Genomic DNA, 24,164 nt, shown 5'->3' on the forward strand with positions numbered 1-24,164 from the left:
TTTATCCTCTTATGCTTCTGCTGGTGAGATTAAACAAGCTTTGGGAGCAAACGATTAAGTTTTGGTCTTTAACAAGCAAAGAGAAATTAGGAACCCTTGATGAACACACAGACAAACTGTTATCTGGTTCTTCGGTTTGTCTTATGCAACAGACAGGGTTACAAGAAATGAAACTCTTATAGAGAAAGACATTTGGCGATTTTTGTCAATTGTTTTCGATCTAGAGCGAACTAATCAATTAAATCCCTTGCCAGATAAAGATTTAGTCGATTTATGCCACCCTATCGAACCATACCAAGTAACGAAGAACCTGTTATCTTTAGTAATTAGTGCCGATGGTAAATATTTAATTATTGGTATTGCTGACAAAACTGTAAAAATTTGGCAAAATGGGTAATAGTAACAACTCAAGATAACTGCTATAATTAGAAACTTATGCCGACAATATTTTATTGGGGAGAAGATGAATTTGCGATTAACCAAGCGGTGAAAAATCTGCAAGCCAAACTTCTCGATCCCAATTGGATACAGTTTAATTATGATAAAATCAACGGCGATCGCAATGAGGCAATTATCGAGGCCCTTAATCAAGCGATGACTCCAGTTTTCGGACTGGGAAATCGTTTAGTTTGGTTAGCCGATACGGTTATTTGTCAACAATGTTCCGAGGATATTTTCCAGGAATTACAGCGCACTTTACCCAATTTACCCGAAAATTCCTATCTGTTATTAACCAGTGCCAAAAAACCCGACTCCCGCTTAAAATCGAGCAAGTTTATCCAAAATCAGGCGGAGGTTAAAGAATTTGAACTAATTCCGCCTTGGAAAGTCGAGGAAATTGCCCAAAGAGTTAGGGAAATTGCCAAAGAAGTGGGAGTAAAATTAACCCCCGATGCGATCGAACTCTTAGCGGAAGCGGTGGGAAATAACAGCCGCTTGCTGTGGATGGAGTTAGAAAAACTGCGTTTATTTAAAAATAATTCGGCGGGAACTATTGACAAAAAGGACATTTTAAGCCTAGTCAATGCCAGCAATCAAAGCAGCCTACAGTTAGCCAGTGCTATTTTAAAACGGGAGACAGGCAAGGCCCTCGAATTAGTTAATGAATTATTAAATCGCAACGAGAACCCCTTGGGGATCACCGCCACCCTAGGGGGTCAATTTCGCACTTGGGCAATAGTAAAATTAAAAATTGAAGAAGGAGAAAAAGACGAGAAAAATATCGCCGCTGCCGCCGAAATTGCCAATCCCAAGCGACTGTATTTCATTCGCAAAGAGATACAATCCTTTTCTTCTAAGCAACTTCTGGCCACCTTGCCCATACTTCTCGAATTAGAATATCGTCTCAAACGGGGTGCAGAACCTTTGGCAACTTTGCAAACAAAAATTATTGAACTTTGTTGTTTATTGGTGACTTAATACCCTTCCTTGCTGTTCAGAAATCCTCTAGAATAAGATTCTATAGACTTCTCAATAGCCACAATGACCGATGATGCCATCCCTAGTCTAAATTTAGCCATCTCTAGTTTAGCCACGAGTAATAATTTCGCCCGTTGGGTGACGAAAGCACCCCTACCGGGGGGATATGTGCATCATGACTGTGAATGGACCGAGAGTCTAACCAGGGAATGGATGGCATGGCAGGAAATGTTCTGTCTGGAAAAAATGCCGACCTTGCCGATGTTAGAGCAATTAGAAGCAAATTCTCGACCTAAACTGACTCTTGCGGGAGAAGGCGGCAGTTATAGCGGTCAATTGATGCAGAAACTAGGTATTAGTCTCTGGCAATGGTTATTTCAAGCATCAATTAGTCAAAGTTTCGCCCAAAGTCAGGGAATCGCCCTCGGCAAAAATCAGCCCCTGCGAATTCGCTTGGAATGTCGCAATCCCCATTTAATTCTGCTGCCCTGGGAAATTATGCAGCAAGCAGGTAAACAGGCCATATCTCTGCATCCGAATATACTCTTTAGCCGCACCACCAGCGATGTGGACCCACTGCCACCGATAAAATCGAGTAATAGTCTCAATATTCTCTTAGTTATCGGCGAAAAACAGATTAAAACCGCGGCTAGTTCCCTCAACTTCACCGCCATTAATACGGGTGAAGAAACTAATTCCGACCAGGCACTGGAATCCGAGGCCGCCAATCTCATCCAGGCTATCTCCCCTGGGGGCAGTAGTTTCCTCCAGAATTGGGGAGTGAAAGTCAAAGTCGATACCTTAATTCGACCGCAGGCCGAAGAACTGACCAGGGCCTTGGATACGGGTAAATATCAAGCTTTTTTCTACGCCGGTCACGGAATGGCCGCCCCCAATGGCGGTTCCCTATTTCTGCGGACGGGGGAACAGCTAAATGGGACGGAGTTAGCCCAAGCTTTGGTGAGAAATCAGGTCATTTTAACGGTTTTTAATGCCTGTTGGGGTGCTTATCCCGCTAAATCGGGTCAGGAGATGATCCCCCGCAGCAGTCTGGCGGAAGTCTTGATTCACCACGGCGTTCCCGCAGTTTTGGCTATGCGAGATGCGATCGCCGATCGAGAGGCCTTGAGTTTTATCGAGGTTTTTACCCGCAGCCTCCTCGGTTTCAAAGATAAAGAAGCGCAGATGTCTAAGTTGCTTCCCAGTCCGAGAGTCCCTATCGATCAGGCCGTTCGCATCGCCCGGCAGCAGTTATTAACCCTCTACAAGTACAATCAGCCCGCTTGGACTTTGCCGATCCTCTATATGCACCCGGAATTCGACGGGCAATTGCTGCAAACCTTTGATGAGACCCAATCACCGACGGTTATGCCCAGTATTTCTGGAACCATGCCCGCCGCTTTCTTATACTATCTTGATCGTCCCGAAAGAAAATGGTCAATCCGTGGTGGTGGCATGAATATAGGACGGGACAGGGAAAATGATCTACAGATTGCTGAAAAATGGGTTAGTAAAAACCATTGTCGGATAATTTGCCGCAAAAATGCCGAGCATCCAGACTATCAATACTTTCTCGAAGATTTCTCCCGTTTTGGTACTTTTATCTACCAAGATGGCCACTGGAAGCAGGTTCATAACCAAGAAGTTCCCCTCGAGTCCGGTTTACAGATTCGCTTCGGCAGTCACCAAGGCCAAATCCTCGCATTTGTAGTGGAATAATTAGGGTTTGTCGAAAAAGTTTGTCGTCGGGGCAGGGTGTGGGGTGTGGGGTGTGGGGTGTGGGGTGTGGGGTGTGGGGTGATGGGGTGATGGGGTGATGGGGAAGTGGGGAGCTTTTCAGTAAACAGTAAACAGTAAACAGTGAACTGATAACTGATAACTGATAACTGATAACTGATAACTGATAACTGATAACTGATAACTGATAACTGATAACTGATAACTGACTCCTGCCTTCGTTAACTAACTTTTTGCTTCCTCTTTCAGGGAATAAATTGGTTTAAACCAACCTTTGCGCCAGAAGTAGAAAATCAAGCCCCCCGCTACGGCTAACATGACTAACCAGACAATGAAATAACTCCATTCTCCTTTTAATTCTGGCATATTATCGAAGTTCATGCCATAGACACCAACGATAAAAGTTAAGGGAATAAAAATCGTCGAAATTACGGTTAAAAACTTCATAATTTCGTTTAATTTATTGCCCATAGTGGACATATAAACATCCATCAAACTCGCCGCTAATTCTCGATAAGCTTCGATAATTTCCAGAATTTGAATGACGTGGTCGTAGGAATCACGAAAATAAATTTGTACTTCATCGCTGACTATACCATGATGGTCACGCATCAGTAGATGTAGGACATTTCGCATCGGCCAAATTAAGCGACGCAGTGCCAATAATTCCCGACGGACATCATAGATTTCCTGCATTGTATCTCGATCGGGATTACTAATGATCATATCTTCCAACGCTTCAATCCGATCTTCGTAGTGTTCTACCACGGGAAAATAACCATCGATAATCGTATCTAATAATAAATAGGTTAAATAATCCGCCCCCGATTTCCGTACTCGTCCCTGGGAAGTGCGAATTCGATCTCTGACTATCTCAAAACAGTCCTGTAATTCCTCCTCTTGAAAACTTAAAAGATAGCGTTTTCCCAAGACAAAACTCACCTGTTCTGTATCAAAACCGCTTTCATCTTCTTTCAGTCGCACCATCTGAGAAATCACTAACAATTGATTGTTATAATCTTCTAACTTGGGACGCTGCGGCACATTAACCACATCTTCTAATAACAAAGGATGCAGATTAAAAATTTCCCCTACTTGTTTTAAAACCGTCTCACTCCCTAACCCTTGAATATCCATCCAAGACACGGTATTTGTGCCAATATAGGGGGCGCAAGCATTGGGGGTAATATCCATCTTGCGAATGGCGTTATCTTCATCGTAGTCGATTAAAATAATCCGCGAGGGTTTGGCATCTGGTTCGATAATTAATGTCCCCGGTTCACTACCCGGTTCATCATAAAAATAATCGAAGTAGTCTTCTTCCTCGTCTCCATCGGTATCGGGACGGCTGTTAACAAATATATCCGGTTGTAGTTGGGTCATAAGCTTACAACAATCTGGCTAATTTGGGCAATAAGAAAACAGAAAAGTTAAAAAATTTAATTTGCCTAAAGTTACTATCTATCGCCATGAGATTACAGTAAACTGAAAATTGTTTACTGATTTATTCCCTCCTGATAATTGTCAACGATGAGATTAATCGGGAGAATTAGCAATATTGACGGCCAAAATTTATGGAATCCGCCTCTTTTATTCCCCGTCTAGTTATCCCCGTCGGTGATCCCGCCGGAATCGGCCCTGAAGTGGTGTTAAAAGCGATCGCCGATTCCTCAATCTCGTCCGGTTGTCAGATTACTCTAATCGGGACAAGAACGCTTCTCGAAAAAGCCTATCACGATCCCCATCTTCTCGATCGCTTTTCTCTGATCGATTTGCCCTACAATCAAGAAAAAATCGTTTGCGGGCGTGGGGATGCCCATAGTGGCGAAATTAGCTTTCTTTACCTGCAAGAAGCCATAAAACGCACCCTCAAGGGCGAATTTGATGGTATTGTCACCGGTCCGATCGCTAAATCCTCTTGGCAGTTGGCCGGTTATGATTTCCCCGGTCAAACGGAGGTTTTAGCTACCATGGCGGGAATTAACCGTTATGGGATGCTATTCGTCGCTAAATCCCCTCACACCGGCTATAACTTACGCACTCTCCTCGCCACTACCCACATCCCCCTGCGAGAAGTTCCCGATGCTCTTAACCCCGATCTGATGACCCGAAAACTAGACCTATTGATCGAGTCTTTAAAGCTAGATTTCGGCATCGATCGCCCAAAAATCGCCATATCTGGCCTTAATCCCCACAGTGGCGAAGCGGGAAAACTGGGAAGGGAAGAAAAGGACTGGTTACAGCCTTGGTTGGACTCAATGGGACAAAAATACCCGCAAACCCAATTAATCGGCCTTGTCCCCCCCGATACCCTTTGGGTGGAACCGGGACGCGCTTGGTTTAGCGGTGCAGGGCAACCCGCCGACGCATATCTGGCATTATACCACGATCAGGGCTTAATTCCCGTCAAATTAATGGCTTTTGACTGTGCTGTTAACACTACCATCGGTTTACCTTTTGTTCGCACCTCTCCAGACCACGGCACGGCTTTTGATATCGCCGGTCTTGGCATCGCCAGGGCCCAGAGTATGCAAGCGGCGATCCAATTAGCGATCGAATTATGTCAGCAGCGGGACAACCGGAGAACTAAACTAGAGATATAGCCCTCGATAGGAGACAATTGGGATATGGGTATCGCTTCAGTTAACCCTGCCACGGGAGAAATTCTCAAGACTTTTACCCCTCTAACCTCGGAGGAATTGGCGGCGAAATTAGCCCTAGCTGACGCGACTTTTCAGCAGTATCGCCGCACCGCCATCAGTGAACGGGGACAGTGGTTACGGCAAGCGGCGGATATTTTGGAACGGGATCAGGTGACATTGGCTAAAACCATGACTTTAGAAATGGGGAAACCAATCAAATCAGCGATCGCAGAAGTCCTCAAATGTGCCTTGGTTTGTCGTTTTTATGCCGATCATGCCGCCGGTTATCTGGAAGATGTGTTGATTGCCACCGATGCTAGTCGCAGTTTTGTCCGTTATCAACCTTTAGGGGTAATTTTAGCGGTTATGCCCTGGAATTTCCCTTTATGGCAAGTATTTCGCTTTGCTGCCCCCGCTTTAATGGCGGGAAATGTCGGCCTACTCAAACACGCTTCTAATGTCCCCCAATCAGCTTTAGCGGTGGAAAGAATTTTATTAGAAGCTGGTTTTCCCGAAGGTGCTTTTCAAACTCTTTTGATCGGGGCTGATCACGTTAGTGATTTAATTAACGATGAACGGGTAAAAGCCGCCACTTTAACCGGTAGTGAACCAGCGGGGATTAGTTTAGCAGCCGCCGCCGGAAAACAGATCAAAAAAGTGGTTTTGGAGTTGGGAGGTAGTGATCCTTTTATCGTTTTAGATACTGCCGATATCGAGGCGGCAGCGGCTACGGCAGTGACAGCGCGATTGTTAAATAATGGTCAGACTTGTATCGCCGCTAAACGGTTTATTGTTATGGAAACTGTCGCTGATCAATTTGAACAGTTATTGGTGGCTAAATTTCAAGCTTTAAAAGTTGGTGATCCTCTCGATGAAACTGTTGATATTGGTCCTTTGGCCACGGTATCGATCGTCTCGGAAATTGCCGCCCAAGTGGAAAAAACCGTCGCTATGGGTGGTAAAATCCTTGTAGGGGGTCAACGTTTAGAGGGAAAAGGTAACTTCTATCTACCGACGATTTTAACCGATATTCCTGCTGGTTCTCCGGGGGAAAAAGAGGAATTTTTTGGACCGGTGGCTTTACTATTTCGAGTCAAAAATATCGAGGAAGCGATCGCTTTAGCTAATGATAGTCCCTTTGGTTTGGGTTCTAGTGCCTGGACGAATAACCCCGAAGAAATTGAGCGTTTAATTAGCGAAATTGAGGCCGGTTGTGTGTTTATTAACGGTATGGTTAAATCCGATCCTCGCTTACCCTTTGGGGGGATTAAACGTTCCGGTTTTGGACGGGAATTAAGTGTGGAAGGTATTCGCGAATTTGTTAATGTTAAAACTGTTTGGATTAAGTAAATAAATTCAGTTATCAGTAGGGTGGGTTAGCAACGCGTAACCCACCCCCATAACCAATTAAAAATATGCCGCGCATTTTTGATAATATTGAGTCCCATTTATTGCCAATTTTACAGGAAAGTTTATTAGCAGCCCAACGCGCTGATTTTTGCGTGGGTTATTTTAATTTGCGCGGTTGGCAGTCCATAGACACCTATATTGATCACTTTCTCGGTGGTGATTTGTCCTGTTGTCGTCTCCTGATTGGTATGCAGAAAGCACCCCAGGAATTACTACAGCAATCCCTGTCTTTATTGCCTAGATTAAATGGTATAGATAAGGCAACTTCCGCTCGTTTAAAAAAACAAATTGTTCAGGATTTTTGCCAGCAATTAACTTGGGGGAATCCTAGCAATCGCGATCAGGCAGCTTTGCAACGTTTGGGTCAACAAATCCAAGCGGGTAAGCTAGTAATTCGCCTATTTTTGCGCTATAATCTCCATGCTAAATTATACCTTATTCATCGAGATGATGTCAATAATCCAATGGTGGGATTTTTAGGTAGCAGTAATCTAACTTTTGCGGGATTACAACAACAGGGAGAATTAAATATTGATGTCCTTGACCACGATGCTTGTGCCAAATTACAAAAGTGGTTTAATGATCGTTGGTCAGATACTTGGTCTTTAGATATTTCTGCGGATATTGTCGAGGTAATTAACCAAAGTTGGGCCAGGGAAAGTCTGATTCCTCCCTATCATATCTATTTAAAAATAGCTTACCATCTTTCCTTTGAAGCGAGAGCCGGTTTAGCAGAATACAAAATTCCCCGACAGTTTGATCAAGACTTACTAGATTTTCAGAAATCGGCCATTAAAATTGCCGCTCGTTATGTGCAAAGACGCGGTGGGGTTTTAATTGGCGACGTGGTGGGGTTAGGAAAAACGCGCATCGCTTCCATTCTAGCATATATTTTGCAGGAAGACTACGATTTAGAAATCTTAATTATTTGTCCGAAAAACCTCCTAACTATGTGGGAGGATTACAGCCATAAATATAAATTAAGAGCGAAAATTATCCCCTTAAGTCAGGTGATGCAGGAATTGCCTAATCTGCGGCGCTATCGAGTGGTAATTATCGATGAAAGTCATAACCTGCGTAATCGGGAGGGTAAACGTTATCGGGTGATACAGGAGTACATTAACACCAATGAAAGTCGCTGTATTCTCTTGACTGCGACTCCCTACAATAAAAACTATCTTGACCTGTCCAATCAACTGCGTTTATTCATTCAAGAGGATACTAATCTCGGAATTCGTCCCGAAAGACTACTGGAATCTCTGGGAGGAGAAATCGAATTTAATCGCAGACACCAATCTCCGGTTAGGTCCCTAGCTGCCTTTGAAAAAAGTGACTCTCCCGACGACTGGAGAGACTTAATGCGTCTCTATTTGATTAGACGGACTCGCGGTTTTATCAAAAATAATTATGCTACAGAAGACGAACAGGGTCGCAAGTATCTAAAATTTGCCGATGGGTCGAGGGTATATCTTCCCCAACGACAACTAAAGACAATCAAGTTTGACCTACAAGACTCGGTTTATGCGCGTTTATATTCGGAAGCAGTGGTGATAACTCTCAACGGATTGAAGTTACCCCGTTACGGATTGGGAAATTATCTGATTAAAGGATGTAAAGGGACAGGAGAGGAGGAAACTATCTTAAAAAGTCTCTCCCGCGCGGGTAAAAGATTAATGGGATTTTGTCGGACGAATTTATTTAAACGTTTGGAGAGTGGGGGGTATGCTTTCCTACAATCCCTTGACCGTCATATTCTCCGCAACTATATTTTCCTTCATGCCATGGCCAATAATTTACCCCTTCCCATCGGGAGTCAGGATCTAGCTTTGTTAGACACTCGTTATCTGGATGAGGATTTAGTCACTCATGGAGAAGAAGACAGTATAGAAACCGAGGACACTGGGGGGATAACCGGGTTAGAAAAAGAGTATCAAAAAAGAGCCGAACAAGTGTATCAAAAGTATGTCAGTGATTATCGCAAGCGCTTTCAGTGGATTAAAACCGAGGTGTTTGAACCCGCGCTGAAAAAAGACTTACAATCCGATGCTTTGATTTTAATAGCGTTATTGCACACCTGTGGGACCTGGCAGCCAGAGACCGACGAAAAGCTAGAGAAGTTATGGCAGCTGTTACAGGAAAATCATCCCCAAGAAAAGGTGTTAATTTTTAGTCAATTTGCAGACACGGTGACTTATTTAGTTACTCAGTTGCAAAATCGGGGAGTGGATAAGATTGCGGGAGTGACGGGAAAATCTCTGAATCCTGCGGAAATGGTCCATCGTTTTAGTCCCCGCAGCAATTCTCAGCAAGTGGAGGAAGAAATACGAGTCCTAGTTGCGACGGATATCCTCAGTGAAGGGTTAAATTTACAGGATTGTGCCATTATCGTTAATTATGACTTGCCCTGGGCAATTATTCGTCTCATTCAACGGGCCGGAAGGGTAGATAGAATCGGTCAAAAAGCAAGTCAGGTTCTCTGTTATTCCTTTTTACCTGCGGAGGGAGTGGAGAGAATTATTAAACTACGGACGAGACTATCTCAAAGACTGCGAGAGAATGCGGAAGTGGTGGGGACCGATGAGATATTTTTTGAGGAGGAGATGGATAACCAGACTTTATTAGATCTGTATCATGAAAAATCTGAGGTTATCGATGAGGATGAGGATCAAGAAGTGGATTTAACTTCGGAAGCGTATCAAATTTGGAAAAATGCGATCGAAGTTGACCCTAGTTTAAAACATACCATAGAGAATCTGCCGGCGGTGGTTTATTCCACCCGTTGCCATACCCCCACAGCAACCCATCCAGAGGGAGTCATGGTTTATCTAAAAACTGCCGGAGGAAATGATGCTTTAGCATGGATTGATACACAGGGAAATAGTGTGACTCAATCCCAACTAACTATTTTACGTTCCGCTGCCTGTCATCCCCAAACTCCCCCGATTCCTCTCCATCCCCAACACCATCAGTTAGTACAAAAAGGTACAGAATTAATTGCGGAGGAGGAAACCCATTCCGGGGGACATCTCGGACGAATGACGGGGGCAAAATTTAAAACCTATCAGCGCTTAAAAAGATATGCTCAAGATAGCAGCGATAATCTTTTTCCCCCAGAGGTTTTTAATCAAGCAATCGCTCAACTCTATCATTATCCCCTCAGACAGTCCGCTCTCGATCGCTTAAATCGTTGTTTAAGAACTGGTATCTCTGACCAACAGTTGGCCGATTTGGTAGTATCTTTGTATCAAGATGACCGTCTCTGTATTGTTCACGAGGAAGAAACAAATCAAGAACCCCAGATTATCTGTTCCTTGGGTTTATTTCAACCTTCTTAACTCCCCCTTATCAACGGGGATTTAGGGGGATATGACCTCCGTGACTCCTAACCCTAACAACAATTTTTGATTTTTCCAAGAGGTCCATTATGTCCCTTAACTTCTCCCGGACTCGCGACTTATTATCTAACTTCCAATTTGGGGAACTGTTTATCGAGGAATTGGGATGGTCCCATCCTCGCGGGAAAAAATCTCTCCCTGTTACCATCGAGAATCAGGAATATAATTGTCAGAGAATCGCGGAAGTGTCGGGAGTGGTGGTATTAGAGGTAAGTCGGGAAGATATCCCCGATAGTCAAACTCGTCAGGAAATTCAGAGACAAGTTACCGAAAGAATAGCTGAAAATCTGCTGATTTTTGTCGATAGCAAACGGACGCGCAGTTTATGGTACTGGGTAAAAAGAGAGGGAAGTAAAAGTCAAATCCGCGACCATCTATATATAAAAGGACAACCGGGAGATTTATTTCTCAGTAAACTAGCGGAATTAGTTCTCGATATCACCGACTTTGAAGATGGGGAACCCTCTGTAGTCGAAATTGCCCAACTCTTACAAAAGGGTTTCGATATCGAAAAGATTACCAAAAAATTTTATCAGGAATTTCAGCGAGAGCATTTACAGTTCCTCCCCTTTATCCAGGGAATCGATCGAGAAAGCGATCGAAAATGGTACACTTCCGTTATCCTCAACCGTTTAATGTTCGTCTATTTCCTGCAGCGCAAGGGATTTATCGACAACGACTTCAACTATCTGCAAAATAAGTTCCAAGCAAGTCAACGACGCGGGGAAAATTTATTCTATCGTCAGTTTCTGCAAACCCTCTTTTTCCAAGCATTCGCAAAACCGGAATCCCAACGAGACGCATCTGTAACTGCATTGGTGGGAAAAGTCAAATATCTTAACGGAGGATTATTTCTCCAACATCCCCTAGAAAATCGTTATCAAAACATTTGTATTGATGACCAAGCATTTGAGAATATCCTTGATTTATTTTCCCGTTACTCTTGGAACCTTGACGACACTCCGGGGGGACGGGATGACGAAATTAACCCCGATGTCTTGGGATATATCTTTGAAAAGTATATCAACCAAAAAGCTTTCGGTGCTTACTATACCCGTCCGGAGATTACCGAATATCTCTGTGATAGGACGATTAATAAATGGATTGTCGAGAGAAGTAATCAACTTTATCCCCGCAAACAATTTGCCAGTATTTCTGAACTATTAATCAATCTCGATTCTCCCCTCTGTGAGATTTTGATTAAAGATATTCTTCCCCAGCTTTCTATTTTAGACCCTGCCTGTGGTTCCGGTGCTTTTTTAGTGGCTGCGATGAAAACTCTCATCGCGATTTATAGCGGGGTAATTGGAACAATTGAACTGCGAGGAGACAGCAAGTTAAAACAGTGGTTAGCAGAGGTAAGAAAATCCCATCCTTCCCTCGGATATTACATCAAAAAACGGATTATTTCCGATAACCTCTACGGTGTCGATATCATGGAGGAAGCGACAGAAATCGCAAAACTGCGTTTATTTCTTGCTTTAGTTGCTGCCGCGCAATCGGTGACGGAATTGGAACCCCTACCGAATATTGATTTTAATATCATGTCGGGAAATTCCCTCATCGGATTGATTCGCGTGGACGAAAAAAGTTTTAATCTCATGGGAGAGGAAAATATCCTACAATCTCTCACCGCGCAAAATTATCAGGCAATTCTCACGGAAAAAAATCGCAGTATTGAATTATACAAGGAACACGCTTTTCAGTTGGGAGAAGTGGAGGGAACCCCCCAAGAAAACCGTCTCCAGATGTTACGCAATCACATCGAGGATGTTAACCGCGAATCTTTGGTGAAATTAAACCAAATTCTCCTAGAGGAGTTTAGCGGTAAGTTGTCAATTAAGTACGAATCCGCACAATTAACGGGAAAAGCAAAGAAACGTTTATTAACTCTCTCTGATATGCAATCCCTGAAACCCTTCCACTGGGGTTATCACTTCGATAAACTGATTACGGAAAAGGGTGGTTTTGATGTGATTATCACTAATCCTCCTTGGGAAGTCTTTAAACCGCAAGCGAAGGAATTTTTTTCTCAGCATAGCGACTTGGTGACTAAAAATAAGATGGACATCAAGACGTTTGAAAAGGAACAGAAAAAACTGTTAACTAATCCCGAAATTGCTCAAGCATGGTTAGATTATCAAAGTCAATACCCCCACGTTAGTCTCTATTTTCGTTCCTCGGAACAATACAAAAATCAAATCTCTATTGTGAATGGTAAAAAGCAAGGGACGGATATTAATCTCTATAAGCTTTTTGTTGAACAATGTTTTAATCTCCTCCATCCCCAAGGTGAATGTGGAATGGTTATTCCCAGTGGGATTTATACCGATTTGGGAACCAAGCAACTGCGAGAAATGTTATTTTCTCAAACAAAGGTGACAGGATTATTTTGTTTTGAAAATCGTAAAGAAATTTTTGACAACGTTCATAGAAGCTTTAAATTTGTTATCCTCTCCTTCGAGAAAAATAAACAAACTCTTTCCTTTCCTGTGGAGTTTATGCGTCACGATGTTGAGGAATTACAACGTTTTCCCCATAAAGACAGTTTAGTAATTAGCGTCGATTTAATCCGCAAACTATCCCCCGATTCCCTCTCGGTAATGGAATTTAAACAGGATATAGATATTCAGATTGCCGAAAAAATGTCTCGTTTTCCCCTGTTAGGAGAAACCCTTCCCGATACATGGAATCTCAAGTTAACATCAGAATTTCACATGACTAATGATAGTCATTTATTTAAAACTGAACCCGCAAAGGGAAGATTACCTCTCTACGAAGGAAAAATGATTCATCAATTCACCCATCAGTATGCTTTACCGAAATACTGGTTAGATGAAAAAGAAGCAAGACAAGCTTTATTAAAACGCGGTGAAGTCGATAACGGTCAAATCTTAGACTATCAAACCTATCGTTTAGGATTTCGTGATGTTGCCAGAAATACGGATATTAGAACCATGATAGCGACAATTTTACCTCCTAATGTGTTTTGTCCTCATACAATGAGTTTAGAGAAAATTGATAAGCAACCAACTATAAATTTAAAAGAAAGATGTTATCTATTATCTATTTTTAATAGTTTTGTTTTTGATAGAAGTATCCGAGATAAAGTCACATCTCATTTATCGTTTTTCTACATCTATCAAACTCCTATCCCCCGATTAAAAGAGGGAGATAGATACTTTGAGGAGATAGTAGAAAAGGCAGCAAAATTGATTTGTGTAAGCGAAGAATTTGACGAATTAGCGAAAGAAGTGGGGATAGGTTCCCATAAAAATGGAGTGACAGAGGAGACAGAAAGAGCAAAAATTCTGGCTAAACTAGATGCAATAGTAGCCCACTTGTATGAATTAAATGAGATAGAATTTCAGCATATATTAAGTACCTTTCCCCTCGTTTCCGAAAGCGTCAAAACTGCCACCCTCAAAGCGTACCAAAACCTGTAGGGGAAGTGGAGAAGGGAGAGGGGAGAAAAAAGCTGAATACTGACTCGGAGAATACTAACCCAATGTTGGACAAAGATAAGCAAAAATTATGTATTGACTCTAGACACTTGAGAATATTTAAATTAACATTCCGCAATATTTATAAATTCTTAAAAATTAATTGAGAAAGATTTTTATTTAACAACGATGTTACAATGGTTACAGCGATTTTGCTGAATTTCATAATGGGTTATTCCGTGCTTTTTTGGGCAGCAATGGTTGAAACCCTTGCCACACCTAGAAGGTAATCCCAATTAAGACGGGGGAATTAGTCAATTTCACCCACAACGATGATCTTTTTTTTGTGTAGTTTTATTGCAAAAAAAAAGTTTTTTTGACAAAAAGCACAAAGTATGATATGAGGGCAACGGATTTCTGGCAGCCAGTAGTTATTGCAGAGTGGGGAGACCACTTCGTGCGCGTTGCGGGGGGAGAATAAATAAAAGTAATCTCCTATCTGCTGATGTCTTAACGAGTACGGAGGGAGTCGAACCCCCGACACCCAGGACCGGAACCTGGTGCTCTATCCTCTGAGCTACGTACCCACGATAAAATACCATTACATTATACCACTAGCTGGCGCAGTAGAGCAGAAATTCCATGACTAGCGATCGCTCTTTAAAACTACTTATCAGTAATGACGACGGCATTTCCGCCCTAGGAGTCCGCACCCTTGCCAACACCCTCGCTGCCGCCGGTCATCAAGTCACCGTAGTTTGTCCCGATGGCGAGCGCTCTGCTACTGGTCATGGCTTAACCCTACACCATCCCATCCGGGCCGAACAGGTGGAAGGAATTTTTCATCCCGAGGTGATTGCCTGGTCCTGTTCGGGAACTCCGGCCGATTCGGTGAAATTTGCCCTTAGTGCCGTCCTCAAAGAGCCTCCCGATTTGGTTTTAGCTGGCATTAACCACGGGTCTAATCTCGGCACTGATATCCTCTATTCTGGCACGGTTTCCGCAGCCCTGGAGGGCTTAATCGAAGGTATTCCCAGTATTGCTGTTAGTCTCGCTAGTTTTAAAGCCTGTGATTTCCAACCGGCTGCGGATTTTGCCCTCAAGTTAGTCAGGAAAGTTACCCTTAACCCTTTTCCGGTTCCCACTTTACTCAATGTCAACGTCCCTCCGGTTAGTAGTGCCGAAATCAAGGGAGTGAAAATCACTAGGCAGGGATTGCGACGCTACGAGGAAACCTTCGAGAAAAGACTCGACCCCAGGGGTAAAAGTTATTACTGGTTAATTGGGGAAGTGGTGGAGGATATCGAACAACCGGACTACAGCCATTTACCCCCCGAAGTGCCTACGGATGTGCGCGCTATTGGCGAGAATTTTATCACCATCACGCCCCTCCAATACAATTTAACTGATGTGCAGGGTTTTCGACATTTGCACCGGAATTCTTGGCTTGATTGAGGAGCATCTCATGATATTCTGATTCAATCATTAGCGTTTGAGAGCCTATGTCCCCTCAATTTAATTTTCAAGAAAACGAACTCGAAGAAGCGGATATCATAACCCTCTGGGATGAGCAAGGTCGATCTCTAGACTGTTATATTGAGAATGCCTATGAAACCGATGACCTTACCTATATGCTTCTTGTCCCCGTGGATACCCCGGTGATGATTCTAGCTTGGGATGAGGAATCGGAGGAAGAAGAATCCGATGCCTTCTTAATCGAAGATAGCGAGGAAATCGAGCGGATTTTCGCCGATGCTAAGGCAGTTTTAGCAGAATTAGACCTATTGCTCAAACCCACTGCTCACACTTTAACTGTTAGTGGTGAATTACCGCCCCTAGAAGAAGATAATGTTCTCAGTTTAGAAATCGATAGCGATGAACCCTCCTCGTCATCAGAGCCGGAAGAATTGCAATTTCTCGCCAGTTTCTTTTCGGAAGACCAAAAATACTCGATTTACAGTCCCCTTGCTCCTTTGTTATTCTTAGCCGCCGGTGATGGGGAAGGGAAAGTTGAATTAGTTTCCCCCGATGATGACGGTATGGGACCGATTCTAGAGGAACTTTTGTTTGATGAACTCGATTAATTACTTGATTTTACCAAATCCGCTGACCAAAATTATTGATAAATCTAGTCACAGTATATCTTTCGGGATTTCATCATCATCGGGATTAAAACGGATTTGGTATTTTTTCTTTAAATTAGGGCGTTTCTCATAAAGATGAAGTATAGCCTAATTGGGTATTGACAACAGGCTCCTGTCTCCCCAAAATAAAAACCTCATACCTTACTATTAAGATAAATGCTATATCACCACAACCCGGGAGAGCTTTAAAGATTAGCTATTTTTCTGGTGATAGTAAGGATGAAAGGTTTCCAAGTAAGACTGATTAAATAACCCAATCCTGCCACTAAAATAATTGTTGCCCCCGAGGTGAGATTTAAACTATAGGATAACCATAAACCAACCAAAGTAAAGACAATTCCTAAAATAATCGCTAGGACCATCATTCCCTTCATATTTTTAACAAATTGTCCACTGATAGCCGCAGGAATAGTTAACAAAGCAATTACCATAATTAATCCTACCACCTGCATTACTGCCACAATAGTTAAAGCAGTTATTCCCATTAAACCCAAATAAATTATCTCTACGGGAATATTACGAATAATCGCAAAGGTTTCATCAAAAGATATGGCTAACAACTCCTTATAAAAGATACTAACTAAGGTGATAATTAATATATCTATTGCTGCCATTATCCATAAATCATCCCTCGGTACAGTTAAAATACTACCAAAAAGATAACTCATTAAATCAGCTTTATAACCGGGGGTTAAATCAATAAAAATTACCCCAATCGCCATACCAATCGCCCACATCACGCCGATTAAAGTATCGGCTCTCTCCTGGATACGACGCTGTAAAAATCCCATGCCTAAAGCCGAAAAAAAGGTAAAAAATATCGCCCCCACCACAGGATTAATCCCAAAAAAATAACCGATTCCTATCCCTCCATAGGCAGCGTGAGCGATTCCCCCACTGATAAAAACCACGCGATTAACTACTACCAAAGTACCCACAATCCCACAGGCAATACTAACTAATATTCCTGCGGCGATTGCCTGGCGCATAAAATCAAATTGTAAAGCCTCTAGCATAGGGTGTGGGGAAGTGGGGAAGTGGGGAGGTGGGGAAGTGGGGAAGTGGGGAGGTGGGGAAGTGGGGAAGTGGGGAAGTGGGGAGGTGGGGAAGTGGGGAGGTGGGGAAGTGGGGAAGTGGGGAGGTGGGGAAGTGGGGAAGTGGGGAGGTGGGGAAGTGGGGAGGTGGGGAAGTGGGGAAGTGGGGAGGTGGGGAAGTGGGGAGAATAAATAAAAATAATCTCCCGTCTCCTATCTCCTGACTCCTGAATCCTGACTCCTGAATCCTGATAACTGAATCCTGAATCCTGATAACTGCTAACTGATAACTGATAACTGATAACTGATAACTGATTATTGATAACTCTCAATTACTTGACGAAATTCGCTTTTTTGTTTGACTCCGCGCATTTCCTTGACTAATTCCCGGTCCTTAAAGAATTGTACCGTGGGAGTCCCGGTTACTTGACCCATTTTGGCAATTTCTGGGTCAGCTTCGATGTCAATTTCCACAAAATAAATTTTGCCATCGTACTCATCCACCACTTTATCTAAAATCGGTTTCAGGGTTTTACAGGGGCCACAGGTGGGAGAAACATATTTTACCATTAACAAGCGATCGCCGTCGTGGAATAATTTCCGCAAAGCATAACCCCCAACGTGACGGGTTTTGTGAATATCAAAAGTCTCCTCCGTATCGGCCGGGGTTTCGCTAACGGTTTTCGTCTCGTAATGTTCAGAAGTGGCTGATTGACGGTATTCTTGGATTAAATTATGCTCCGATAACCATCTTTCTGCCAATAACGCCGCCATACACCCCGTACCTGCGGCAGTGATGGCCTGACGGTATTCGTGGTCCTGCACATCTCCTGCGGCAAAAACTCCCTCGACGCTGGTAGCAACAGTCCCCGGTTTAACTTTTACATAACCCACCTCGTCTAATTCTAATTGTCCTTGGAATAGGGAAGTATTGGGAGTGTGACCGATGGCATAAAATAACCCTCTAACGGCTAATTCGCTGATTTCTCCCGTTTGCGAGTTTTTAATGCGTAATCCTGCCATTTTACCGCCTGTACCGAACACATCCACCGCTTGGGTGTGAAAATGAACGGTAACTTTCGGATTATTTAACACCCGGTCCTGCATTGCTTTTGAGGCACGCATCGCTTCCCCGCGCACCAATAAATGGACGTGGGAGCCGTATTTAGTTAAATATACGGCTTCTTCTGCCGCCGAGTCACCGCCACCAATGACAGCGAGGTTTTCCTCTCTAAATATCGGTGTAGCACCGTCACAGATAGCACAAGCGGAAATCCCGTTACTCCAAAATTGGGCCTCGCTGGGTAATCCTAAGCGCTTGGCAGTGGCTCCGGTGGCGATAATAATACTATTGGCCTTAACTTCCCGGTCCGTGGAACGAATGGTAAAAGGACGCTGACTTAAATCCACCGAGATAACATCTTCGGTATAGCATTGGGTCCCCCATCTTTCGGCCTGTTCCTTCATTCTTTCCATCAGCTGCGGACCGGTGATTCCTTCGGGAAAACCGGGGAAATTTTCTACTTCTGTGGTGGTCATCAATTGTCCCCCCGGAATGCCTCCCGCTTGGAAACCCTCAAACATCAAGGGTTTTAAGTTCGCTCGCGCCGCATAAATCGCCGCCGTATATCCCGCGGGTCCCGAACCAATAACGACTAAATTCTCGACAGTCATAACCGTAAATGCAACTCATAACGACTACGCTTTTTAGTATAGCAGCATCAGTTACTGGTTATCTGTGTAATACTAAATGCGGTTATTAAAGACTGATTATCTATTCCTCCTTTTGCCTATTGCCTATTGCAAGAGTGCCTTTTACCTATCCTTATAAGTAGCCTATACTCAACGGATTTAGTGTCATATTCGTCCTAACCTACCAAGAAGTAGATTTCTGCCTAAAAATCCAGAATATCTCGGATAATAGCTTTTAAATCGGCATCAGCAGGACGTTTGACAAACTGCTCATGGCTGTAAATCCAAACCAGTTTAACTGTGTAGGTAGTCGCGCTCACTAAATACATTAATCTAATTTGCCCCGCAGCACCTTTTGAAACCCGGATATCGAGCTTGTGAAAAGTCCAGCTTTCCGGCAACTGAATTTTCCCCGGTAGAGGTTCCTGGCGGGAGTTATGGGGATATTGGTCATCGATTAAATCCTCTAAAGTTTTGGCAATAAGTTCAACAAAGCTATTTTTGTGAACTTTTGCCAGTTTTTTGAAAGAGCGCTCGAAGTTGTCAGAAGATTCAATCGAGAAGGGAATTGAGCCAGTCATGCACTTCTCCTTTCCCAATAGGATGAGAAGATTTCGTAGCCAATGCCTCCTTCAAAACTTCAGACATGGCCGGTTTGTAGGCAGGATGTTCCTGTTCTATCAAATCAAGCTTTTGATAACCTAATGCTTTCATATCATCAAGGAGAATTGGCTCTGTGGAACTTTCTTCTGGTGGCAGACCTTTACGAGCCTTTTTCCAAGGAAACTCCGCGTGAGTCATATCACTCAACCGATAGGCGTGGTAGTTACCGAAATATTGCCAAATTTCTTCTAAAAGTTCTTTTTTCTCCGATGGCAGCCCAGACAAGGATTCTTGGCGAGGAATTGGTAATTGTTTAGCCTCAAAATCACTGTAGAACTTATAAGCAGCAGGACAAACCGGACCGTAACGCCATGCTTGAATTTCCTCCTTAAACAATGGTTCATCGTATAGGGCCAAATGCAAGCTCTGTGCATAATATAAAAGCTTTTGGACTTTCATATTAGTCATTTCAGCGTCTATACCATCCTCGTAAGCTCTGATAATAAAGTAGCGAGCCACAGTCAGGCAGTCAATCATAGCTCCACAAAATTTTTGGAATATCGACCTATGACCATTGTAGAAGAAATTGACAATTAGTACAAGTGTATGAAGAAAGCTTAACAATGCTCATGGGGTAATGGGGGAAGTTTTAATATTTTTCGTTACTAACTCTACCAGTGGGTAAAGTCTGCCGCAAATTGAGATAGGGATAACAGCTTAATGCGGGTATCTTGAGCAACTTTTTGGCGCATTTGAGCGGTATTATATCCCCAATCGGCTAAATATAAGCCCACATCGTTTAAATCTGCTTGTTGTTGCACTAATTCCAACGCATCGAGACGATCCTCGACAAACCACAAATTAGCGGGATATTCTGGTAAATCAGCTAGTATTTGCTGAATAGTGACGTATTTCGGCTGTTTAATTTCCTTGCCAATTAATCTCGCTGTAGGAAAATTAATTGCTACTTTTTGTAACAATTGCTTGACAAAACGGCTTTCTTTGGTAGTGATGATATAAACCAAAAAATCCGAGTCTAAAAGAGAGGCCAGGCGATCGATCGCGGGGTGATAAAATTGATGTAAGGCTAACCAAGACTCTAGATCCGACTCAATCCATCGATCCCGAAGACCATCGAGAGCATTTGAGAGAACTTTTTTCGCTATTTTCTCCCTTTCTAGTATATTTTGGACGATTGACGGCCAATTATTTAAAGCTTCCTCGTCAGGAATATCGAGAACGAGCGATCGCAACAGTAAAGGCATTTCCCAACCGGTTTCGATAACGGGACGAAGTTGCGAAAACCTAGGAAAAAAATCCTCGGGAATTGTTTCCGGCCAAAGGGTTTCATAGGTGCGTTTGCTAATCTGAAAATACTCGATCATGCCATCACAAAGAACACCATCAAAATCGAGTGCTAGAATGCGGGGGGATTGATTCATAAATGCTGGTTTAATCTCAATAATGGCAGTATAGCGCAGGGAAAATTAAAAAATTGTCTGGTACATCATGCTATTAGGTGTTCATCGCTTCATCGTTGATATAACATAGCTGTCTGATGATTTCTGTAACAGAATTTTTTAATCCCTCTACATGAATCCAACCCACATATACAGCATATACGATATTTTGATGATTGTCCTGTATATAAACATGATGGACACGATATAGATCTGAGCTTAAATAAATATAACCACTAGCATCTTTAAATTTACCTTCTAGTAATATTTTTTCTTTTAAAGGTTTCATTTTTACCACATCTTTAGTTACTCCAGATATTTTGGCTATTCTTTCTATGGCAAGATCAACACAAGTGTTATTACTGTAACTATGGCCATGATTATAATCCTGCTGATTAAAATAAATTGTCTCTACGATATTTTTGGCCACTTTATCTGATGTTAGATAATAGGTATGAGCATTAAGGGAATTCAAGACAACGGCAGCAATTTCTACAGAATCAAAAATATTGCCAGTCGCTTCTAGATAATAATCGCTCATTAAAATCTTGGATACATCGGTTATAGAATCAAAAAGAGGACGAATTGGGTAAGCGATAATATCGGAGGAATTGATCAGATTATTCCAGAGCAAACGCCGGACTTGATGCTGGCTAATAAATTTTTCAATTTGATTGGTATCAATGCCTAAAGTTAAATTCAAAAATGGGATCGGTGAACCCATTGTTGTTACACTAGCTAGGGAAAGTTTGCCCCGTTCTTTACCGATAAGATCACGAATTTCATGAGTGGGATCCTTAGGATCAAAACGCTCGGAAAATAACAGATCCCAAAGGATTACAGTACCCAAAGAATGGGCAACTATATGTAATTCGCTTTCCTGGGGATAAGCTTGAATAAGATCGATTAATTGATCGGCAATAATGCGGCGAATTTGTTTTCCTCGATCGCTGCCTAAATAGCTAAATGCGTCACCGATAAAATAAGATAAATACTCTTTTCTAAAATTTTGATAGCGAAAGGATTGCTCGGGATTAAAATTACTATTTTTCTGTTTTTGTGTCTGTAATTCTTGATCAATATCTCGCCATAATTTTTCGGTTCCTTTGAGAACATTTCCCCAAAATCCCGCATAACAGCAGGGAATCACCAGATTTTTGCGTTTACATTCTTCTTCAATTAGTTTAATTAATTTATTTATTGGCATAACTAGCGTCTCTTGTGGCCACTCCATGAATAAAATAAATAAGCATAATAGATTTATCTCAATAAGCGTTGATCGGAATCTTTCTTAATATACCCTTCTAGCTTCAGAAAAATATCAGGATAGAGCGAGATATAGTAATGCACAAGTTATCCTATTTGTCAAGAGATGGTGGACTAGGCCTTGTTAACCCAGCCGAAGAATTGCTATATAATACAAATGCCCGCTATTATAGAATTATATTTTTCACTTTTAACTTAGTCTTATGGTTTCGCAACTAGATAAAACTAACGTCACTGAAATTATCTACCCCGATAGCGATAGTCAACCTATGGCCGATAATACCCTACAATTTCGTTGGATCACGACAATTAAAACTAATTTAGACTGGCTATTTCGCGAGCAGTCTGATGTCTTTGTTGCGGGGGATTTACTCTGGTATCCCGTGGAAAATGATAATAAACTGCGTCAAGCGCCAGATATCATGGTGGTTTTTGGCAGACCAAAAGGGGAAAGAGGTTCCTATCGACAATGGCTAGAAAATAACATTAGTCCCCAGGTGGTTTTTGAAATCCTCTCTCCGGGTAACACCCTCACGGAAATGGCCAAAAAACAGCTATTTTATGACCGTTATGGGGTCGAGGAGTATTATCTTTATGATCCCCATAAAAACGATGCCAGTGGTTGGATAAGAGGCGAAAATCAGCTAGAAATTCTGGAAACTCTCGATAATTGGGTTAGTCCCCGTTTAGGTATTCGTTTTCAGTTGGGGGAACCGGAAATGTTGCTTTTTTATCCCGATGGACAAGCTTTCACTAGCTATAACGAGGAAAAACAACGAGCGGAACGATTAGCCAATAAACTGCGGGAATTGGGCATTAATCCTGACCAAATCTGAGAGGATGTTTCTTGGCTACTATTAAAAACGGATTTGCTCTGAGAGTGCCTATTGACTAGAGGTAATACCGCGCTGACGTAATTGGTCGATAAAAAATTCTTCGAGGGAAGCACGAGCTAAATTAAGACTGATCAAGCGAACATCCATACTAGACAGGGCAGCCAGAAAAGCATCGGGTTCTCCCTGTAATTGTCCGTGCCAACAATTATCGCGCCAATGCAAACCGAGGAGCCATTGCTGTAGTTGATCCTCCCCACCACCTTGAACAATCACCTGATAGACATCAGCACGACCGAGAATTTGATCGAGGGAACCGACACAGAGTAATTCTCCCCGGGCCAACAGGGCAATGCGATCGCAAATTTGTTCCACATCGGAGAGAATATGAGAGTTAAAAAAGATGGTTTTCCCCCGTTGTTTGAGGGATTGAATAATTTCTCGCACCTGATAGCGACCGATAGGGTCCAGTCCCGACATCGGTTCATCGAAAAAGACTAATTCGGGATCATTGATTAATGCTTGAGCTATACCGATCCGTTGCATCATACCCTTAGAATATTGACGCAATTGTTTTTTCTGGGCAGTTTTGCGGTCTAATCCCACTAAATCCAATAATTCAGGAATGCGTTTTTTCTGCACAGAAGAGGGAATTTGAAAAATGCCGCCGATTAATTGCAGGAATTCCCAGCCGGTGAGATAGTCGTAGTAGTAGGCATTTTCAGGAAGATAGCCGATGCGTTGCCTGACCGAGCGATCGCCAATTGGTTGACCGAGAATCAAGGCCCGTCCGGAAGTGGGTCGAACAATCCCCAAAAGGGTTTTTAAGAGCGTGGTTTTGCCGGCCCCGTTCGGGCCTAATAATCCAAAGGTTTCGCCCTCATGGACAATTAAAGTGCAGTTTTTCAAGGATTCGATTTTCTTATTTAACCAGAATCCCGTCCGATAAGTTTTTTGTAAGTTTAACGTCTCTAGCACAGTTTGACGGCTGGTATTCGTCATTGTTTTGGAATCATCTGAGACAGAATACATGGGTCTGATATCCCTTTTCCTACACTTTGCCTTTATTATCCCCAAATTGTCACC

Annotated in this window: 19 protein-coding genes and 1 tRNA gene; 11 read left to right on the top strand and 9 right to left on the bottom strand. The window is 42.7% G+C overall.

Going from position 1 to position 24,164, the window contains the following annotated elements:
- The first annotated feature begins 202 nt into the window (after positions 1-202).
- The 3 genes from GQR42_RS15215 (at position 203) to GQR42_RS15225 (ending at position 3,138) form a co-directional block, all read left to right on the top strand.
- Entirely contained in the window at positions 203-397 is a 195-nt protein-coding gene (locus GQR42_RS15215; RefSeq protein ID WP_233271022.1) for a hypothetical protein, read from the top strand.
- Between the two features lie 38 nt (positions 398-435).
- Positions 436-1,419: a DNA polymerase III subunit delta gene (holA, locus tag GQR42_RS15220; protein ID WP_158200597.1), complete on the top strand. Its 984-nt coding sequence runs from the start codon at positions 436-438 to the stop codon at positions 1,417-1,419.
- Positions 1,420-1,482: 63 nt separating this feature from the next.
- On the top strand, positions 1,483-3,138 hold the full coding sequence (locus tag GQR42_RS15225) for a CHAT domain-containing protein (RefSeq protein WP_158200598.1): 1,656 nt from the start codon (positions 1,483-1,485) through the stop codon (positions 3,136-3,138).
- 243 nt (positions 3,139-3,381) lie between these two features.
- On the opposite strand, the gene corA is transcribed toward GQR42_RS15225, so the two are convergent.
- Positions 3,382-4,539: a magnesium/cobalt transporter CorA gene (gene corA / locus GQR42_RS15230; protein WP_158200599.1), complete on the bottom strand. Its 1,158-nt coding sequence runs from the start codon at positions 4,537-4,539 to the stop codon at positions 3,382-3,384.
- A 191-nt stretch (positions 4,540-4,730) separates the two neighbouring features.
- Between corA and pdxA the strand changes: the two genes are divergently transcribed.
- The 4 genes from pdxA (at position 4,731) to GQR42_RS15250 (ending at position 14,049) form a co-directional block, all read left to right on the top strand.
- Entirely contained in the window at positions 4,731-5,759 is a 1,029-nt protein-coding gene (gene pdxA / locus GQR42_RS15235) for a 4-hydroxythreonine-4-phosphate dehydrogenase PdxA (protein WP_158200600.1), read from the top strand.
- A gap of 24 nt (positions 5,760-5,783) precedes the next feature.
- The gene (locus GQR42_RS15240; RefSeq protein ID WP_158200601.1) at positions 5,784-7,148 is read left to right on the top strand and encodes an NAD-dependent succinate-semialdehyde dehydrogenase; all 1,365 of its coding nucleotides are present in this window, start codon (positions 5,784-5,786) and stop codon (positions 7,146-7,148) included.
- A 65-nt stretch (positions 7,149-7,213) separates the two neighbouring features.
- Positions 7,214-10,543 carry a helicase-related protein gene (locus GQR42_RS15245; protein WP_158200602.1) on the top strand — a complete coding sequence of 1,110 codons (3,330 nt, stop codon included), beginning with the start codon at positions 7,214-7,216 and terminating at the stop codon, positions 10,541-10,543.
- 89 nt (positions 10,544-10,632) lie between these two features.
- Positions 10,633-14,049 (top strand): Eco57I restriction-modification methylase domain-containing protein, encoded by a 3,417-nt coding sequence (locus GQR42_RS15250; protein WP_158200603.1) that lies wholly within the window; start codon positions 10,633-10,635, stop codon positions 14,047-14,049.
- 511 nt (positions 14,050-14,560) lie between these two features.
- Here GQR42_RS15250 and GQR42_RS15255 read toward each other — a convergent pair.
- A tRNA-Arg gene (locus tag GQR42_RS15255) sits at positions 14,561-14,633 on the bottom strand.
- 55 nt (positions 14,634-14,688) lie between these two features.
- Between GQR42_RS15255 and surE the strand changes: the two genes are divergently transcribed.
- Positions 14,689-15,501 carry a 5'/3'-nucleotidase SurE gene (surE, locus tag GQR42_RS15260; RefSeq protein ID WP_158200604.1) on the top strand — a complete coding sequence of 271 codons (813 nt, stop codon included), beginning with the start codon at positions 14,689-14,691 and terminating at the stop codon, positions 15,499-15,501.
- A 47-nt stretch (positions 15,502-15,548) separates the two neighbouring features.
- Positions 15,549-16,130, top strand: coding sequence for a DUF3727 domain-containing protein (locus GQR42_RS15265; protein WP_158200605.1), 582 nt, complete (start codon positions 15,549-15,551; stop codon positions 16,128-16,130).
- A 245-nt stretch (positions 16,131-16,375) separates the two neighbouring features.
- Here GQR42_RS15265 and GQR42_RS15270 read toward each other — a convergent pair whose 3' ends face one another.
- Complete coding sequence (locus tag GQR42_RS15270) at positions 16,376-17,206, bottom strand: metal ABC transporter permease (RefSeq protein ID WP_158200606.1); 831 nt, start codon at positions 17,204-17,206, stop codon at positions 16,376-16,378.
- A 5-nt stretch (positions 17,207-17,211) separates the two neighbouring features.
- Between GQR42_RS15270 and GQR42_RS15275 the strand changes: the two genes are divergently transcribed.
- A complete protein-coding gene (locus GQR42_RS15275; RefSeq protein WP_233271023.1) occupies positions 17,212-17,448 on the top strand; it encodes a hypothetical protein in 237 nt (78 codons plus the stop codon).
- 91 nt (positions 17,449-17,539) lie between these two features.
- Here GQR42_RS15275 and trxB read toward each other — a convergent pair whose 3' ends face one another.
- From trxB to GQR42_RS15300, 5 genes are all read right to left on the bottom strand, one after another.
- Positions 17,540-18,898 (bottom strand): thioredoxin-disulfide reductase, encoded by a 1,359-nt coding sequence (gene trxB / locus GQR42_RS15280; RefSeq protein ID WP_158200608.1) that lies wholly within the window; start codon positions 18,896-18,898, stop codon positions 17,540-17,542.
- Positions 18,899-19,119: 221 nt separating this feature from the next.
- The gene (locus GQR42_RS15285; RefSeq protein WP_158200609.1) at positions 19,120-19,497 is read right to left on the bottom strand and encodes a hypothetical protein; all 378 of its coding nucleotides are present in this window, start codon (positions 19,495-19,497) and stop codon (positions 19,120-19,122) included.
- On the bottom strand, positions 19,469-20,056 hold the full coding sequence (locus GQR42_RS15290) for a Panacea domain-containing protein (RefSeq protein ID WP_158200610.1): 588 nt from the start codon (positions 20,054-20,056) through the stop codon (positions 19,469-19,471). Before GQR42_RS15290 ends, GQR42_RS15285 begins: the two co-directional genes overlap by 29 nt.
- A gap of 134 nt (positions 20,057-20,190) precedes the next feature.
- Positions 20,191-20,961 carry an HAD family hydrolase gene (locus GQR42_RS15295; RefSeq protein ID WP_158200611.1) on the bottom strand — a complete coding sequence of 257 codons (771 nt, stop codon included), beginning with the start codon at positions 20,959-20,961 and terminating at the stop codon, positions 20,191-20,193.
- Between the two features lie 73 nt (positions 20,962-21,034).
- On the bottom strand, positions 21,035-22,186 hold the full coding sequence (locus GQR42_RS15300) for a hypothetical protein (RefSeq protein ID WP_233271025.1): 1,152 nt from the start codon (positions 22,184-22,186) through the stop codon (positions 21,035-21,037).
- 262 nt (positions 22,187-22,448) lie between these two features.
- On the opposite strand from GQR42_RS15300, the gene GQR42_RS15305 reads away from it, so the two are divergent.
- Positions 22,449-23,081: a Uma2 family endonuclease gene (locus GQR42_RS15305; RefSeq protein WP_002755412.1), complete on the top strand. Its 633-nt coding sequence runs from the start codon at positions 22,449-22,451 to the stop codon at positions 23,079-23,081.
- Positions 23,082-23,129: 48 nt separating this feature from the next.
- Here GQR42_RS15305 and GQR42_RS15310 read toward each other — a convergent pair whose 3' ends face one another.
- A complete protein-coding gene (locus GQR42_RS15310) occupies positions 23,130-24,110 on the bottom strand; it encodes an ABC transporter ATP-binding protein (protein WP_158200612.1) in 981 nt (326 codons plus the stop codon).
- Between the last annotated feature and the right edge of the window lie 54 nt (positions 24,111-24,164).

This window comes from Microcystis aeruginosa FD4 (genome assembly GCF_009792235.1).
Lineage (GTDB): Bacteria > Cyanobacteriota > Cyanobacteriia > Cyanobacteriales > Microcystaceae > Microcystis > Microcystis viridis.

What these genes read in the sequence shown, in the direction of transcription:
- holA (WP_158200597.1), top strand. Translation starts at nt 436, where the DNA reads ATGCCGACAATATTTTATTGGGGAGAAGATGAATTTGCGATTAACCAA.
- GQR42_RS15225 (WP_158200598.1), top strand. Translation starts at nt 1,483, where the DNA reads ATGACCGATGATGCCATCCCTAGTCTAAATTTAGCCATCTCTAGTTTA.
- corA (WP_158200599.1), bottom strand. Translation starts at nt 4,539, where the DNA reads ATGACCCAACTACAACCGGATATATTTGTTAACAGCCGTCCCGATACC.
- pdxA (WP_158200600.1), top strand. Translation starts at nt 4,731, where the DNA reads ATGGAATCCGCCTCTTTTATTCCCCGTCTAGTTATCCCCGTCGGTGAT.
- GQR42_RS15240 (WP_158200601.1), top strand. Translation starts at nt 5,784, where the DNA reads ATGGGTATCGCTTCAGTTAACCCTGCCACGGGAGAAATTCTCAAGACT.
- GQR42_RS15245 (WP_158200602.1), top strand. Translation starts at nt 7,214, where the DNA reads ATGCCGCGCATTTTTGATAATATTGAGTCCCATTTATTGCCAATTTTA.
- GQR42_RS15250 (WP_158200603.1), top strand. Translation starts at nt 10,633, where the DNA reads ATGTCCCTTAACTTCTCCCGGACTCGCGACTTATTATCTAACTTCCAA.
- surE (WP_158200604.1), top strand. Translation starts at nt 14,689, where the DNA reads ATGACTAGCGATCGCTCTTTAAAACTACTTATCAGTAATGACGACGGC.
- GQR42_RS15265 (WP_158200605.1), top strand. Translation starts at nt 15,549, where the DNA reads ATGTCCCCTCAATTTAATTTTCAAGAAAACGAACTCGAAGAAGCGGAT.
- GQR42_RS15270 (WP_158200606.1), bottom strand. Translation starts at nt 17,206, where the DNA reads ATGCTAGAGGCTTTACAATTTGATTTTATGCGCCAGGCAATCGCCGCA.
- trxB (WP_158200608.1), bottom strand. Translation starts at nt 18,898, where the DNA reads ATGACTGTCGAGAATTTAGTCGTTATTGGTTCGGGACCCGCGGGATAT.
- GQR42_RS15285 (WP_158200609.1), bottom strand. Translation starts at nt 19,497, where the DNA reads ATGACTGGCTCAATTCCCTTCTCGATTGAATCTTCTGACAACTTCGAG.
- GQR42_RS15290 (WP_158200610.1), bottom strand. Translation starts at nt 20,056, where the DNA reads ATGATTGACTGCCTGACTGTGGCTCGCTACTTTATTATCAGAGCTTAC.
- GQR42_RS15295 (WP_158200611.1), bottom strand. Translation starts at nt 20,961, where the DNA reads ATGAATCAATCCCCCCGCATTCTAGCACTCGATTTTGATGGTGTTCTT.
- GQR42_RS15300 (WP_233271025.1), bottom strand. Translation starts at nt 22,186, where the DNA reads ATGCCAATAAATAAATTAATTAAACTAATTGAAGAAGAATGTAAACGC.
- GQR42_RS15305 (WP_002755412.1), top strand. Translation starts at nt 22,449, where the DNA reads ATGGTTTCGCAACTAGATAAAACTAACGTCACTGAAATTATCTACCCC.
- GQR42_RS15310 (WP_158200612.1), bottom strand. Translation starts at nt 24,110, where the DNA reads ATGTATTCTGTCTCAGATGATTCCAAAACAATGACGAATACCAGCCGT.